Origin of the sequence: Sulfuriferula thiophila, assembly GCF_003864975.1 — a bacterium.
Classification (GTDB): domain Bacteria; phylum Pseudomonadota; class Gammaproteobacteria; order Burkholderiales; family Sulfuriferulaceae; genus Sulfuriferula; species Sulfuriferula thiophila.
This window is the reverse complement of record NZ_BHGL01000002.1, coordinates 12895-28437: the sequence shown is the minus strand read 5'-3', so window position 1 is coordinate 28437 and position 15543 is coordinate 12895. Positions and strand designations below refer to the sequence as shown.

Sequence of the window (15543 nt, the reverse complement as noted above, 5' to 3'; positions counted from 1 at the left end):
GCCATGTTGGCATGTTTGCAAGACAACTTCAATCAGCCATGCCCTCCCCCCTTGAAAACCACGCAACTTATCCCCATCTGAGTTACAACTTTTTGTTCAACATAAACGGAGAATAAGCACCATGACCGTAGCAGCACACAAGGAAACGCTAGGCTTTCAGACTGAAGTCAAACAGTTGTTGCAACTGATGATCCACTCTTTGTACAGCAACAAGGAAATCTTCCTGCGCGAATTGATTTCCAATGCATCCGATGCCGCCGACAAGCTACGTTTTGAAGCCTTATCTGACAGCGGTTTATGGGAAAACGATCCGGATCTGAAAATCCGCCTGTCCATCGACAAGGAAGCTCGCACCATCACCATTGCGGATAACGGTATCGGCATGAGCCGCCAGGAAGTCATCGAACATATCGGCACCATCGCCAAATCCGGCACCCGCCAGTTTTTCGAAACCCTGTCCGGCGACCAGACCAAGGATTCCAACCTGATCGGCCAGTTTGGCGTGGGTTTCTACTCCGCCTTTCTCGTCGCCGACAAAGTCACCCTGATCACGCGCCGCGCCGGCCTTGGCAGCGAGCATGGCGTACGCTGGGAATCCGCTGGTGAAGGTGATTACACGCTGGAAACGGTAGAGAAGCCATCGCGTGGCACCGAGATCATCCTGCATCTGCGTGAAGATAACGATGAACTGTTAAGCAGCTACCAGCTGCAATCCATCATCCGTAAATATTCCGACCACATCACCCTGCCTATCGTCATGCAGAAAGAAGAGTGGGATGCCGACACCCAGACCATGGTCGCCAAGGAAGAAGAAGACGACGTCATCAATCAGGCTTCCGCGCTGTGGGCACGCCCGAAGAGCGAGATCACCCAGGAACAGTACGACGAATTCTACAAGCACGTCGCCCATGACCATCAGGCACCGCTGGCGCACATCCACGCCCGCGTCGAGGGCAAACAGGAATACACCCAGCTGCTGTATGTGCCGGCACATGCGCCATTTGATCTGTGGGACCGCGAACAGCGCCACGGCATCAAGCTCTACGTGCGCCGCGTGTTCATCATGGACGATGCCAAGCAGCTGATGCCGGTGTACATGCGCTTTGTGCGCGGGGTGATCGACGCCAACGACCTGCCGCTCAACGTCTCCCGCGAAATCCTGCAGGAAAGCAAGGACATCGACGCCATCCGCGCCGGCTCAGTGAAAAAAGTGCTGGGCATGCTGGAAGACCTGGCACAGAACCAGCCGGAAAAATACACGACGTTCTGGACCAACTTCGGTAGCGTGATGAAAGAAGGCCTGGGCGAAGACTTTGCCAACAAGGAACGCATCGCCAAGTTGCTGCGCTTTGCCTCCACCCACACCGATACCGAGGTGCAGGATGTGGCACTGGCCGACTACGTCAGTCGCATGAAAGAAGGCCAGGACAAGATTTACTATGTCACCGCCGACAGTTTTGCCGCCGCCAAGAACAGCCCGCATCTGGAAATCTTCCGTGCCAAGGGTGTCGAAGTGCTGTTGCTATCCGACCGCGTCGACGAATGGATGCTGTCCTACCTTACCGAATTCGACGGCAAGAAACTGCAATCCGTCGCCAGGGGCGATCTGGATCTCGGCAATCTGGCTGACGAAGAAGAAAAACAGGAACAGGAACAGGAAGCTGACGCATTCAAGGAACTGGCTGACAAGATCAAAGCCACGCTGGGCGAACAGGTCAAAGAGGTGCGCATCACCCACCGCCTGACCACTTCTCCTGCCTGTCTGGTCGCAGGCGAGAATGACATCAGCGCCAACCTCGAACGCATGCTCAAAGCTGCCGGGCAACACACACCGGGCACCAAGCCTATACTGGAAATCAACCCCAAGCACGGTCTGGTGCAACGCCTCAAAGCCCAGACCGACAGTGACAAATTCAGCGACTGGAGTCACATTCTGTTCGATCAGGCGCTGCTGGCTGAAGGTGGACAACTGGACGACCCGGCAACGTTTGTGCAGCGACTGAATGCACTGTGGCTGACACTGTAACAACGTCGTTATCATCGTATTAAAAGGGGCGCGCAAGCGCCCTTTTTCACGTCCGTAAATTGCACCTTCACTCTATTTTCAGTGCACCTAAAAGCCTGATACAATTGTTAAAAGCTGTGTAACATTTAAAACAACCAATAATAAAACAATGACTAAGCACATCCCGAATACCATAGAAGAACGCCTGTACGTGTTACGCACACGCTGGGAGCGCTACGTCGCCAAAGGCCAGTTCAACCAGTTCATCGAATTTGCCGTGGCGGTGAATAGTCTCGCGGAGTATTTCAATCGCCTGCATCTGTCCGGACTGGTACGCCTGTGTGAAGGTTTGGAAATCGCGGTATTAGCCAAGCTCGGCGATCAGGCATCACATCCGATGGCGCAGCAGGACATTCTCGCGTTGCAGCGCCAACTGGACACTTTACTCAGTTCTGTCGAGCATTCACGCGCACCAAGTATGGAACAACGCACTACTGAACCGCGCAGGGATACGACTACAGCCGAAGCCGACTGGATCAAGCCGCGTACTATATGGCTAGTCTACGCACCCGAAAAACGTGAAATAGCCAATGCCATCAGCTCGCAGCTCCGTTTTTTCGGATTCGATATTCATGAGCTGAGCTGGGGTGCAGAGCCGGTATCGGAAGATGCCGTACTTGCCGTACTCTTTATCCCCGCCAGCGAAAACACCCGGCCAGAAGAGCTGGCGCGTATCGAAGCTATCCGCGCTGGCTCCCCAAGCAGTCAGCTCATCTATCTGGGCGCACAACTGGCAATTGATCCTATCGTCACGCTCATGCGCGCAGGGGTTGATGTCACTATTCCGGACGAAGGCCAATGCGCCAATGTCCTAAACTGCATACTCGACCTGGTAAAAGTCAACGAGCAGGAAAAATACCGGGTACTGATCGTAGAAGATTCACGCGTGGCCGTCGCCCTGATTCAGCGCACGCTGGCGCAGCACGGCATGGATACCCGCGCCATCAGCGACCCCGGCAACCTGCTGGAAGTACTGGAAAACTACCATCCAGACTTGATCCTGATGGATATGTACATGCCGCGTTTCAACGGTGTCGAAGCCACCCGCGTGTTGCGGCAAATGAGTGCATACAGCGCTGTCCCCATTGTTTACCTGTCCGGCGAATCCGACGTGGGCATGCAGGTGGAAGCATTACGTCTGGGCGGCGACCAGTTCATCATCAAGCCATTCAATCCGGTCTTGCTGGCTGCGATTATCAAAACCAAAATCGAGCGTTTCCGTGAAACCCAGCGTTCCAGCCGGCTGGACGGCCTCACCGGCCTGCTCAATCACTCCGCCGCCAAATCCCGGCTGAACACCATGATCAGCCAGTTGCCGGAGCAAAACATGCTGACTGTGGCAATGATCGACATCGACCATTTCAAAGCAGTGAATGACACCTACGGCCACCCAGTCGGCGATCAGGTCATCCGCGGGCTGGCGTGGCTACTCAAGGGCCGCCTGCGATCGGTTGATCTGATCGGACGTTACGGCGGCGAGGAATTTCTGATTGCATTACCCGGCATCAGCCCGGAACAGGCCACCAGCGTCATTGACCGTATACGCGGCGATTTCTGCACCTTGCCGCACTCGCACTCTAGCGGCGCGCTTTATAGCAGCTTCAGTGCCGGCGTGGCCGCATTCCCCATGGTGGAGACTGCCGCTGCGTTGACCGAAGCCGCCGATGGTGCCTTGCTGCAAGCCAAACGACTGGGGCGCAATCGCGTAGAGCAGGCTGCTTATTCCTAAAACGGCAACTGTTCGCGCACTGCGCTCAAGGCGGAGAGTGCCACATGCGACTGAATTCCCTTGTCAGCACTCCGCCTGCAATTTATAGTACGTTGATATTTACAATTAACGTCCACCATGCAAAACGCCCACTCTGTCGATACCCTCATCGAAGCCCGCTGGATCGTCCCCATAGAACCGGCCAATACCGTATTACATGACCACAGCATCGCTATTGATGGCGGCCGCATTGTCGCCATTCTGCCCACCAGCGAAGCACGGCAACGTTTTGTCGCCCGGAATTACCACCGGCTCAGCGACCATGTGCTGATGCCCGGCCTGGTCAACCTGCATACCCACGCCGCGATGACCCTGCTGCGCGGCTATGCCGATGACCTGCCGCTGATGGAATGGCTCAAGGGCCACATCTGGCCGGCAGAGGCCAAACACGTCTCCACCGACTTCGTGCGCGACGGCGCCCGTATCGCCTGCGCGGAAATGCTCAAGGGCGGCACTACCTGTTTTAACGACATGTATTTCTTTCCCGAAGCCGTCGCCGAAGCAGCGGTAGATTGCGGCATCCGCGCCGCCATCGGCATGATTGTGATTGACTTCCCTACCGCCTACGCCAGCGACCCAGACGACTACCTCAACAAGGGCCTCGCCATGCGCGACCGCATGAACGACGAACCGCTGCTGTCGTTCACCCTCGCCCCGCATGCGCCATATACCGTCAGCAATGCCACCTTTGAAAAAGTCATCACCTACGCCAGTCAGCTCGACCTGCCTATCCATGTGCACCTGCATGAAACCGCCGACGAGATCACCCAGAGCCTGGCGCAATACCAGCAGCGCCCGCTGGCGCGACTGCATCAACTCGGCCTGACCGGCCCCAACCTGATTGCCGTCCATGCCGTGCACTTGAATGACGACGAACAGGCATTACTGGCGCAACACGGCAGCCACATCGCCCACTGCCCGGCCTCTAATCTCAAGCTTGCCAGCGGCTTTGCTCCTGTCGCCAGCATGCTGGCGCACGGCCTCAACGTCGGCATCGGCACCGACGGCACCGCCAGCAATAACAAACTCGACATGTTCAGCGAAATGCGCCTGGCCGCACTACTGGCCAAAGGCGTCGCCCATGATGCCGCCGCCCTGCCCGCCCACATCGCCTTACAAATGGCCACCCTCAATGGCGCACGCGCACTGGGGCTGGATCAGCACATCGGCTCGCTGCTACCCGGCAAATGCGCCGACCTCATCGCCGTCGATCTGGCGCAGCTCAATACCTTGCCGTGCTTTGACCCCATCTCTACCCTGGCCTACAGCGCCGGACGCGATCAGGTCAGTCATGTCTGGGTCAACGGCGAGCTGCGGGTGGATAACCATCAGTTCACCGCGCTCGACGAACGCACCCTAAAAATCACCGCCAATGTCTGGCAAAGCCGCATTCAACCATCTAACTAAGGAATACCATGCTCCACGAATTCATCAACTGGATACTCGCCACGGTACACAACTGGGGCTACGCCGGCATCTTCATCCTGATGGCGCTGGAATCCACAGTATTGCCCATACCCTCCGAGCTGGTGCTGATACCCGCCGGCTACCTGGCTTTTGAAGGCCACATGAACCTCGCCCTGATCCTGCTCAGCGCCACCCTCGGCAGCCTGGCCGGCGCCTCGTTCAACTACGCCTTTGCACTCTGGGTAGGCCGCCCATTCCTGGAGCGCTGGGGAAAATACTTCTTCGTACGCCCGCCGCTGCTGCATAAAACCGATGAATTTTTCGCCCGCCACGGCAAAATCTCCACCTTCACCGGCCGCCTGATCCCCGGCATCCGCCACCTGATCTCGCTGCCCGCTGGCCTCACCCGCATGAACCCCGCCACCTTTGCCATCTACACCCTACTCGGCGCTGGCATCTGGTCCACCATACTCACCTTGATTGGTTACTTCATCGGTGGCAATGAAGCGCTGATACAGTCCTACCTGCATATACTGACTATTGCGCTGATTAGCGGCGTGGGGGTGATTATTGCGGGGTATTGGTGGTGGCAGCGGAGGATTGCGCGGGAAGGGAAGTAATACTTCAAACGAGAATCCGCAAAATAATTACGCAACCATTACCCAGAATAAATAACAGAGGCGCTACAATCAACACAACGGCACTTTATGACAAACAGGCCACTTGGGCATGCGCCTTGACCAGCAACTTTGGCGGGGTGCAAACAGGTGGGTTTGTTTTTTCCATAATCGTTGCCTATTTATGCTTTAAGGCCTGATAGATATTCTGAGTTTGTATGTTAAATAATTATTAATAAACAGAAACATGGCATATATTTAAAACGGTTTTTATAGTGAGATAAAAATGGATTATTTATTGTTATACACCGATTTACTAAATAAAATAGGCACCGATTTCGGTGCCTATTAAACGTTAGCCATAATTAAGGAATCATATGTATTCGGCAACATTTATCTTTGATAAAAAGCAGTACGATGAAGAGTTTTACAAACTTGATAATGCTATCGCTGAGATAGCGAAACAATCTGTTGGTTACCTTGGCGAAGAAGCTTGGGAAAATCCTGAGACTGGTCGTATATCAAATGTTTATTATTGGGAAACTATGGATGGCCTCCAAGAGCTAATTAAGCATCCCAAACACCTAGAAGCAAAGGCCGCTCAGTCTAAGTGGCTCAACGGGTATCAAGTTGTAATTTCGCAAGTTATCCGTGCCTACGGTGATGGTGCATTTCCACATCCAGCATCATCGTTCACGAATGGCTAACGAATAAGGTTAGATTGTGATCGCAAAGCGAGCCACAATCTGAACCGTTTGTTGGACAAGCCCGGCATGGCTGGGGTGGGTGTTGTTTGAGCGCTTATGGAAATATCTTTTTGACTGTGCTGGCATAACTGGATGCGTTACGCATCCCACCCACCATTTCACGACCTTCACGTTGCCATTGCAGCAACTTGTTCTACTTAACTCACCGTTTTTAGTTGGCTTTTCGGGCATGTTGACACGATTTCAGTCTTTTTCAGGGCGAGCACGGCCATACCTGCCAACTCTGGCAGGTGGACGGTGTGGACTGGTTTAGCGCATGGTCTCCCACCCCGTGCCATCTGGTCTGTGTTCTGACATAGTTTGGTTAGCTGTGGCTAGCGGTATCGCTTTGATACGGGTACGCACTATCTTCATCACCCCACCGCAACATGGGCACCGTATCGCGGGGCGGGGTTGTGCTGGTGGCGGATTGTTCCGTCGCCGCAGGTGAGTCAGCTGGAGCTGGGTGAGTAGTTTGCTGTTGGGATGCAGGTAGCCAAAGTTGCGGGCGCGGCGGTAGCCTTTGGGCAAGATGTGCTGCAGTATCAGACGCAGGAAGGCTACACCACTCAAGGTGCGGGTTTCTGTCTGTTTGGTTTGGCTGTTCGAAAAAACAACGGGGTCAGGCCTTACGTTTTACATTAAAAAAACAACGGGGTCAGGCCTTACGTTTTACATTAACACTATGTCAAATGTAAGGCCTGACCTTCAATTCATTTGGTTTTGAATCTGATTTTGACTTTGTTTTTGATTTTGATTCTTTCCCCTCTCCGCCGCCGAGTAGCGCAGTCAGGCCGGGGGCAGTCGGCGAGGACTGTCTGAGGCCACAGGCCGAGTTCCGCAGCCGCCCGGCTTGGCGAGCAACGCAGGGTACCCCGCAGGGGCGGCGGAACGGGGTGCCGTTCTCTTTGGTTACTTTTTCTTGGGCAAGCAAGAGAAAGTGACTTGCCGCCGGGCAACCCCCGGCCTACCATATCAAAAACACCCACACAGTATTTTTACCCCGTCATCCAACCCTATAGAAAACAACACAGCTCACATGGAACAATACCTCGCCAACAGCGATTACATCGACTGGCACCACCCCGCCATCATCGCCAAATCCGCAGAACTAGCCGCAGACTGCACCGACGATGCAGCCGTGGCAAAACGCTGCTTCGAATTCGTACGCGATGCTATCCAGCATAGCTGGGATTACCGCAGGAATCCGGTGACCTGCAAAGCATCCGAGGTGTTACTCCACGGCACCGGCTATTGCTATGCAAAAAGCCACCTGCTGGCTGCGCTGTTACGAGCCAATGCCATTCCGGCGGGGTTGTGTTACCAGCGACTGAGCGCAGGGACTGCGGGGCCACCTTATTGCCTGCATGGGTTGAATGCGGTTTATCTGCAACAACATGGCTGGTACCGAATTGACGCACGGGGTAACAAACCGGGCGTTACTGCTGAATTCATGCCGCCAACAGAAAAACTGGCTTTTCCGATTGTCAGTACAGAGGAATGCGATTTCACGGAAATATGGGCTGAGCCGCTGACTGTCGTGATAAAGGCGCTGACAGAGAACGCAACGGTAGAACAGGTTTTTGAGCATCTTCCGGATATGGAAATTTAAACAAGCTAACGTCAAGAGCCGATATCCACACGAACTCATCTATGCCTGTAGTAGCATAGGGTAATGCCTTATATTTCAAATAAATACAAAGAAAAAATGCCAAACGTAAGGCATGACCCAAATTTACTGTATTCAGGCGAGACGCGCTAAAGCGCGCCCTTTAATTTCAACGCTGAGTATCAATAAGGCCATCTTCGGTGATCTATGAAAATGAAAGAAAATGAAGCTTATCTCCGTCGCGCAGTTTTGACGGTTGCGCTACTAAACTTTTCGTACTTCTGGGTCGAAATTGGCGTGGCCCTTTCTATTCATTCCGTTTCATTGTTTGCCGACTCAATTGACTTTCTGGAAGACACATTCGTCAATCTCCTGATTTTCATTGCGATTGGCTGGAGTCTTCGCCACCGAGCATTGGTTGGTATGTTGCTGGCTGGCATACTGCTCGTACCGAGCCTGGCAACTGTTTGGTCTGCTTGGCAGAAGATAAATCTGCCGTTGCCACCTGATCCAACTCTGCTTTCACTTACCGGACTGGGTGCTTTGGTTGTAAATCTGAGTTGCGCATTCATCCTTGTGCGCTTCCGTAACCACAGCGGCAGCCTGACAAAAGCCGCCTTTTTATCTGCCCGCAATGACGCTTGGGCCAATGTGGCAATCATCGGTGCTGGCATCATTACGGCAACAACTCTCTCGCCTTGGCCTGATATGGTCGTAGGTATCGGTATATTCCTCGTCAATCTGGACGCTGCGCGTGAAGTTTATTCAGCAGCACGCGAAGAACATTCATTGACTACCTAGCAAGTTGATACTCAAACCAATTGTGTATTTCTCGGAGCGATACACGGTTCGGGATGAAGCAATGGCACAAGCGTATTTGAGTGGACACTATACGCTCGCTCAGGTCGGTGCTCGCTTTGGGATTAGCGATGCTACCGTAAGTCGGGCGGTAAAACTTATCGAAAAGAGAAAGTGAAATGTCAAATGAAAGGCCTGACCCTCATGACCCTACTCACACGTTGAGCCACTGTTTTAGCTATTAGCATTAACCAGTAAGAAGAATAGATTTATAGCCATGAATTTTTCAGTGTTTTTATCGGCTGCGTGCGTTGGCGCACATATCAACTGTTTTTGTTATTGCATACTACCAACAGTTGGTAAACAGTTGGTAAAAGAGAGGAGTGAATATGCAAACTCATATTGGTGTCACGCGGACTCGTAGAATATACCCTCATGTTAAAAATTTAATGAGGAGCATCGCCATACTCCCTCTTGCCATAAGTGGAATACCTGTAACAATGGCGGATGATGATGCGGAAGCGCCATCAAGTTATATGCCCGTTGTTATCAAAGAACATTTTGCGACGACCATGGCGCGCATGAAGGCTGACAAACCTGGCTTGATGGACAAGCAAATGGTTTTGATGGCGCAACGTTATGATCTTGCCAATCATCCTGCCAAAAATGTAACCATGACAGGTGGCAAACCCATACAGGAAGGCGTGCGTGTCAAGCTGAACAACGGCATAACATGGGATAAGTTATCAGCGATGACCCCCGAAGAAATCCAGACCAAAAATTTATATCCGGCTGGTTTTTTGCCGTTACCGCACGCCCATCAGAGTGAAGGCGGCATGGTATTTCCTAAATTTGAGATTGACGAACTCAAGAAACAGGAAGGACGGGATCTGACGCGTTTTGATCTGGATTTCGATATCCCTGATATTTTTCTGCCAGAATTTCCCGCCCCTATCTTTTTGACTACGCGGCCTGATCTTGGCGATGTATCCAAGGGCAAACTCATTACCATAGATAATTACTATGAAACATTCAATGGCTTGCTGAATCCCAAGCAAATCGAAGGTGTGCGCCTGCTGGTTACCCCTTTTGCGCAACAGCAATTCAACCAGACCGAAGACAGACGTAGCGAACGGCCGAGCCGCGGGGTTGCCTGTTTTGATTGTCATGCGAATGGCAATACCAATGGCGCATTCCATCTTGTGGGCGATATACGTCCGCAAAAATTCCGGCACAGGATAGATACGCCCAGTCTGCGCGGCGTCAATATCCAGCGCTTGTTCGGATCACAACGCGCGCTTAAAACGGTGGAAGACTTTACCGAATTTGAACAGCGCGGAGCCTATTTTGACGGTGATCCGGTCATTGCAACCAAAAAGGGCGTAAATATTCTCGATCGTGGCAGTCAGGTGCAAGCAATGGCAGAATTTCAGGAAATTCTTGATTTTCCACCGGCGCCCAAACTCGGCATAGACGGCAAACTTGATCCGCGTAAAGCCAGTGGTGCCGAGTTACGCGGTCAGCAGGTGTTTTTTGGCGCAGGCAAATGTGCCAGCTGTCATACCGCGCCTTATTACACTGACAATCTTATGCACAATCTGCGTACAGACCGCTTCTTTAAGCCTCACATGGTTAACGGCATGATGGCGGTGTCGGATGGGGCTATCAAAACCTTTACGCTGCGAGGCATTAAGGATACCCCGCCGTACTTGCACGATGGCCGCTTGCTGACACTTGAAGATACGATAGAGTTTTTTAATCTCATACTTGAAACGCATCTTGATGATCAACAGAAAAAAGACTTGCTCTCGTTTCTACGTGTTTTGTAAAGCTGAATCACAGGATGGGTAAGCCAGATAGTGATGCATCGCCTGGTTCGACAATTTATAGTGTGCTGGAGCAGCATAGGGCCAGGCCTTACATTTCACATAAACACAAAGGAAAAAGATACAAAACGTAAGGTCTGCCCCCAAATTCATGTGATTTTTGGTTCAGATTGTCCGGGCAATGCCCGGACAAGGGTGGTTGATGTTGGGTTTTGGTTTTGGTTTTGGTTTTTGAATTTCGTTTTTGATTCTTTCCCCTCTCCACCGCCGAGTAGCGCAGTCAGGCTTGGGACAGTCGGCGAGGACTGTCTGAGGCCACAGGCCTAGTTCCGCAGCAGCCCGGCTTGACGAGCAACGCAGGAGCGGTGGAACGGGGTGCCATTCTCTTTGGTTACGTTCTCTTTGGCGAGCAAGAGAAAGTGACTAGCCGCCGGGCAACCCCCGGCTTGCTATGCCAATACGAAGCCCCGAATTCAGCATTAACCTCCAACTGGCAAACAGCCCAGATTTTTGCTACATTCTTCGCCATACTCAACCCGAAAATGCAGCACTTTCCTGTATAGTGAAATTATTTACACAACCTGCCAGCTCCCTGTAAATTAAGGGGCTGCACCCGATATTCAAGACCATTTCCCCATGAATCATACCGACATCAAAGACGATCCCGAAGCTGCACCCCACACGCTAGCTGAACGCTCTGCCGCCGCATCACGCACGACCTGGGTCAGCGTGGTCGTCAACCTGTGCCTGAGCGTTACCCAGATCACAGTCGGCATTTTATCCAAATCCCAGGGTCTGATTGCCGATGGCGTCCATTCGCTGTCGGATCTGGTGGCGGATTTCGTGGTGCTGTTTGCCAGCCATCACAGCAAGAAAGACGCCGATATTGATCACCCTTACGGGCATCAACGCTTCGAGACGGCTGCTTCGTTGGTGCTGGGCGTACTGCTGCTGGCAGTTGGCGTGGGTATGCTGTGGTCGGCATTTATCAAGCTGCAAGACCCTGACACGGTACCCAAAGTTGGTATTGTGGCGCTGTGGGTAGCCGGGGGTGCGTTAATAGCCAAGGAACTGCTGTTCCGCTACATGCTGGCGACTGCCAAGCGCGTCAAGTCGAGCATGCTGGTCGCCAATGCCTGGCATGCGCGCTCTGACGCGGCTTCATCGCTGGTGGTGGGCATCGGCATCATCGGCAATCTGGCAGGCTATCCAATACTGGATCCTATCGCTGCGCTGATCGTGGGTTTCATGGTCGCCAACATGGGCTGGGGATTCGGCTGGGATGCGTTGCATGATCTGATGGATCGCGCAGTGGACGAGCAGGAAGTGGCTGCCATACGCCAGACGCTGCTTGATACACCGGGGGTCAAGGGCGTACACGATATCCGCACCCGCAAAATGGGTGACATGATCGTCGTTGACGCGCATATCGAGGTTGACGCGACTATCAACGTCGAGGCCGGACATGACATCGCCGTCGTGGCCCGGGCACGGGTAATGCAGCATCATCGCGTGCTGGATCTGATGGCGCATGTGGATCCATGGCACCGCCCTGATCTGGATCACACCAAACCGGCTGCATGACAGCAGGAACGAACAGGTCGCTTCAGTTGTCCATGCAGCGCATGGCAGCTTATGTCTGGGCCTCACCCAATACGGTGATCGGATTATTGCTTGGCAGCATCGCGCTCATGCTGGGTGCTCGCGCCACTATCGTATCCGGCACTATTGAATTCCATGGCGGCCTGATCAGCAAGTTGTTATCCCGTTCACGCCCCCGGTTTCATTTCTCGGCCATTACCCTCGGCCACGTTATTCTGGGTATGGATGCGGAAGTGCTTGATCTGTTTCGTGCTCATGAGCAGGTGCATGTGCGCCAATATGAAAAATGGGGTATCTGCTTCCTGCCGGCGTACTTGCTCTCCAGCCTCTGGCAACTGCTGCATGGCCGCAATGCCTACACAGCCAACTATTTCGAGCGTCAGGCATACGGACAGACTACGCCCCATGCACATTGCGCCACAGACAGGGATTGAATAGTTAAATGGGCGACGTTGTTAAATTCAAGAAACCCAAACCCGGTGAAAAATTCAAGGGTTTATCCTTGTGCAGAAGCGGCTTCCACAAGTGGGAACCGGTACAGGAAAATCCATTTGATGTGGACAAAGGGCGACTGATTACACGCCTGATCTGCACACGTTGCGGTATCTCTAAAACAGAGGCTAAATAGCGATTGTTGGTAAAAACCAATATCAAACCCAGATACACCAAAAAACAGGGGGAGAAGCAACATGTCGGAAACAGATGACCGTTTAACGCGGATAGAATCTCGCTTAACACGACTTGAACAGCTCATACAAACCATTGCAGCACGCTCTGGCACAGCGGCTGCCAGCACGCCAATAAAGCAGACGCAGATACCGCCTACAGCCACGGCTGCGCCCCCCAGGCCTGAACCTGCGCCAAAAATCACTGCCGCACCTGCTCACGATAACATTTCCATCACCAATATCCTTGGCTGGACCGGTGCAACGGCACTGGTGCTAGCTGCGGCCTATCTGATCCGGCTGGCGATTGATTCCGGCTGGCTTACCCCCGAACGCCAGATCGCACTTGCTGTGCTTGGCGGCTTTGCGCTCATAGGCATCGGCCTGACTCTGCGCAAATCCGATAGCCATTACGCCAGTCTGTTACCTGCGGGCGGGCTGGTCGTGCTGTTCATGTCCACCTACGGCGCACATTTGTTCTACCATTTGATTGATGCCCATACCGCCACGGGGGCTGTGATCTTTATCTGCTTGGGCGCACTGTGGCTGGGCAGGCTGTTCGAGAGCGAGCTGTATGCGCTATTTGCCGTGGTAGGCTCGTATTCGGCACCTTTTCTGTTACCCAACCTCACCAGCTCGGTGACTGACCTGGTGATCTACTATTCGGCATGGAGTGTGCTCTTCAGTATCTATTCCATATGGGTTGGCACACGCCGGGTTTATTTGCTGGCGTCATATATGGCGCTGCTGGGATTCAATGCGATCTGGACGCTGACATCCGCGACCAGCTGGATTGAAGCACTGGTGTTCCAGGCTGCGCAATTTATTATCTTTCTGCTCGCCGCCATCACGTTCTCCATCAAACGCAACAGCCCGATGGATCAGAACACAGCCATTGCGCACTTACCGCTGCTGCTGATTTTTTACGCGCTGCAATACAGTCTGTTGCAGCATAACCTGCCCGATCTCGCGCCCTGGATTGCGATGGCTAGCGCAGTGGTGCTGCTGGCTGGCTATCTGGTAGCGAAACACGCCATGCATGTGTCACTGGAATCCGGCAGCATACTGGTGGGCACCTATGCCGCCCTGACCCTGTTTCATGCTGGTTATCTGGAGTCGGTGCCTGCGGAATGGGCACCGTGGGTCGCGTTGTCGCTGCTGCCGGTACTGATCGCATATTTTGCAATCAAAGGTAAGTACACCGATATTGTCTGGCCGATCAAACTGGCGATTGGCGTAATTTTTACGATCAACTATCTGCGGGTGTTGCTTGACTCTGACCTGCATGTCGTCCCGGCACACGACTTGCTGGCGCTGATTTTTGCGCTGCAACTGTATGCCGGTTACTATTTTGTGCGCCGCATACCCGCATTGATCGCATTTGACAGCCCGCTTTTGTACGCCGGGCATATTGCGCTGATGAGTGCGGCTTATCAGGTATTTGATGGCCGGCTGACGGTGTCTTTTACCTGGGGGGTAATTGGCCTCAGCTGTCTGGCCATTGCATTGGGAAAACAGGACAAGATACTGGGTAAGTCGTCCCTGCTGATCTTTGCGGTTTCAGCCGCTAAAGTACTGTTGTTCGATTTGTCTGACGCAGCACCGCTGATACGCATTGCCTGTTTGTTTGTGCTGGGAGTGACGCTTTATGCAGGCGGCTGGATGTATCGCAAAGTCGACGCCATGGAGTCGCCAGCACCGTTCAACTAGCGATGGCGTAATCCGTCGCATCATAAACCTGGGTGAGCTGCACGCCCGCATCGCTGATTGCCTGTAACTGGCTGGCCAGCGCGTTGCGGATCAGCTCATGCTGCGCAGCTGGCGGCGGGTAGCCTTGCCAGCTGTCTGCGCTATATGTGTCCAGATTGTAATACGCATACGGCGCGATTTTGTCGCCGATATCCTGGGTAACGATGGTCAGACGATAGCCGCTCGCTGTTCCGTCACCGGCGGCATCGGCAATGACCTGTGCCTCGAATTCGACAAACTCGTCATCGACTTCCTCTACATAGCCCGGCAGAGCGGCCAGCAATTCCACAATTTGCGCATGGCTCAATGTGACCTTTAGCGCACTGCGGTAATCATCCTGATTGATTTCCCAACGCGCTACCGGCAATTGCCGCTCGTTTTCCACCACGCCAGATAACAGACCGCGCACATTCACCATGTCAGAAATGTTCACACAAAACATTTCCGGTGTCAGTCCACGCAGATTGAACCGGGTCAGCTCCCAGGAAGATTGCACCTCGATATAGGGCATCCAGCCCACACCTTTGCGCATCAAACCCGATTTGACGTGATATTGCAGAATCAGGGTTTTACCCTGGATAGTAATGAGGACTTTTTTCACAGCGGGATGCCAAAGTATTTAGCGAATACCCGCATCATAACATTGACCACACCGCGCCACCCATCTCGCGCAATACCCGAACAGCGCGAC

At 53.1% G+C, this 15543-nt stretch carries 14 protein-coding genes and 1 pseudogene; 13 read left to right on the top strand and 2 right to left on the bottom strand.

Annotation, left to right across the window (positions count from 1 at the left end):
* Positions 1–121: 121 nt before the first annotated feature.
* The 5 genes from htpG to EJE49_RS00910 all read left to right on the top strand — a co-directional run bounded on the left by htpG (position 122) and on the right by EJE49_RS00910 (position 6564).
* Positions 122–2026, top strand: coding sequence for a molecular chaperone HtpG (gene htpG / locus EJE49_RS00930; RefSeq protein ID WP_124948535.1), 1905 nt, complete (start codon positions 122–124; stop codon positions 2024–2026).
* 148 nt (positions 2027–2174) lie between these two features.
* A complete protein-coding gene (locus tag EJE49_RS00925; protein ID WP_124948534.1) occupies positions 2175–3794 on the top strand; it encodes a diguanylate cyclase in 1620 nt (539 codons plus the stop codon).
* Positions 3795–3911: 117 nt separating this feature from the next.
* Positions 3912–5240: a TRZ/ATZ family hydrolase gene (locus EJE49_RS00920; RefSeq protein WP_124948533.1), complete on the top strand. Its 1329-nt coding sequence runs from the start codon at positions 3912–3914 to the stop codon at positions 5238–5240.
* Positions 5241–5248: 8 nt separating this feature from the next.
* A complete protein-coding gene (locus EJE49_RS00915; protein ID WP_124948532.1) occupies positions 5249–5860 on the top strand; it encodes a DedA family protein in 612 nt (203 codons plus the stop codon).
* 374 nt (positions 5861–6234) lie between these two features.
* Positions 6235–6564, top strand: a complete 330-nt coding sequence (locus EJE49_RS00910; protein ID WP_124948531.1) for an antibiotic biosynthesis monooxygenase family protein — start codon at positions 6235–6237, stop codon at positions 6562–6564.
* Positions 6565–6873: 309 nt separating this feature from the next.
* Here the strand turns inward: EJE49_RS00910 and EJE49_RS00905 are convergent.
* A pseudogene (locus EJE49_RS00905) lies at positions 6874–7215 on the bottom strand (transposase); the annotation flags it as partial.
* A gap of 427 nt (positions 7216–7642) precedes the next feature.
* On the opposite strand from EJE49_RS00905, the gene EJE49_RS00900 reads away from it, so the two are divergent.
* From EJE49_RS00900 to EJE49_RS00865, 8 genes are all read left to right on the top strand, one after another.
* Positions 7643–8215 carry a transglutaminase-like domain-containing protein gene (locus tag EJE49_RS00900; protein ID WP_124948530.1) on the top strand — a complete coding sequence of 191 codons (573 nt, stop codon included), beginning with the start codon at positions 7643–7645 and terminating at the stop codon, positions 8213–8215.
* Positions 8216–8419: 204 nt separating this feature from the next.
* On the top strand, positions 8420–9013 hold the full coding sequence (locus EJE49_RS00895; protein WP_124948529.1) for a cation efflux transmembrane domain-containing protein: 594 nt from the start codon (positions 8420–8422) through the stop codon (positions 9011–9013).
* Between the two features lie 497 nt (positions 9014–9510).
* Positions 9511–10839, top strand: coding sequence for a cytochrome B6 (locus EJE49_RS00890; RefSeq protein WP_124948528.1), 1329 nt, complete (start codon positions 9511–9513; stop codon positions 10837–10839).
* Between the two features lie 341 nt (positions 10840–11180).
* Positions 11181–11399 (top strand): hypothetical protein, encoded by a 219-nt coding sequence (locus EJE49_RS00885; protein ID WP_124948527.1) that lies wholly within the window; start codon positions 11181–11183, stop codon positions 11397–11399.
* Positions 11400–11472: 73 nt separating this feature from the next.
* Positions 11473–12420 (top strand): cation diffusion facilitator family transporter, encoded by a 948-nt coding sequence (locus tag EJE49_RS00880; RefSeq protein WP_124948526.1) that lies wholly within the window; start codon positions 11473–11475, stop codon positions 12418–12420.
* A 32-nt stretch (positions 12421–12452) separates the two neighbouring features.
* Positions 12453–12872 (top strand): signal peptide prediction, encoded by a 420-nt coding sequence (locus EJE49_RS00875; protein WP_124948525.1) that lies wholly within the window; start codon positions 12453–12455, stop codon positions 12870–12872.
* 8 nt (positions 12873–12880) lie between these two features.
* Positions 12881–13066, top strand: coding sequence for a hypothetical protein (locus EJE49_RS14150; protein ID WP_223246677.1), 186 nt, complete (start codon positions 12881–12883; stop codon positions 13064–13066).
* Positions 13067–13127: 61 nt separating this feature from the next.
* On the top strand, positions 13128–14813 hold the full coding sequence (locus EJE49_RS00865; protein ID WP_124948524.1) for a DUF2339 domain-containing protein: 1686 nt from the start codon (positions 13128–13130) through the stop codon (positions 14811–14813).
* On the opposite strand, the gene EJE49_RS00860 is transcribed toward EJE49_RS00865, so the two are convergent.
* A complete protein-coding gene (locus tag EJE49_RS00860; RefSeq protein WP_124948523.1) occupies positions 14806–15453 on the bottom strand; it encodes a hypothetical protein in 648 nt (215 codons plus the stop codon). The genes EJE49_RS00865 and EJE49_RS00860 overlap by 8 nt on opposite strands.
* Positions 15454–15543: the final 90 nt, after the last annotated feature.

Coding starts and splice junctions, on each gene's coding strand:
- htpG (WP_124948535.1), top strand. CDS start 122: ATGACCGTAGCAGCACACAAGGAAACGCTAGGCTTTCAGACTGAAGTC.
- EJE49_RS00925 (WP_124948534.1), top strand. CDS start 2,175: ATGACTAAGCACATCCCGAATACCATAGAAGAACGCCTGTACGTGTTA.
- EJE49_RS00920 (WP_124948533.1), top strand. CDS start 3,912: ATGCAAAACGCCCACTCTGTCGATACCCTCATCGAAGCCCGCTGGATC.
- EJE49_RS00915 (WP_124948532.1), top strand. CDS start 5,249: ATGCTCCACGAATTCATCAACTGGATACTCGCCACGGTACACAACTGG.
- EJE49_RS00910 (WP_124948531.1), top strand. CDS start 6,235: ATGTATTCGGCAACATTTATCTTTGATAAAAAGCAGTACGATGAAGAG.
- EJE49_RS00900 (WP_124948530.1), top strand. CDS start 7,643: ATGGAACAATACCTCGCCAACAGCGATTACATCGACTGGCACCACCCC.
- EJE49_RS00895 (WP_124948529.1), top strand. CDS start 8,420: ATGAAAATGAAAGAAAATGAAGCTTATCTCCGTCGCGCAGTTTTGACG.
- EJE49_RS00890 (WP_124948528.1), top strand. CDS start 9,511: ATGGCGGATGATGATGCGGAAGCGCCATCAAGTTATATGCCCGTTGTT.
- EJE49_RS00880 (WP_124948526.1), top strand. CDS start 11,473: ATGAATCATACCGACATCAAAGACGATCCCGAAGCTGCACCCCACACG.
- EJE49_RS00875 (WP_124948525.1), top strand. CDS start 12,453: ATGCAGCGCATGGCAGCTTATGTCTGGGCCTCACCCAATACGGTGATC.
- EJE49_RS14150 (WP_223246677.1), top strand. CDS start 12,881: ATGGGCGACGTTGTTAAATTCAAGAAACCCAAACCCGGTGAAAAATTC.
- EJE49_RS00865 (WP_124948524.1), top strand. CDS start 13,128: ATGTCGGAAACAGATGACCGTTTAACGCGGATAGAATCTCGCTTAACA.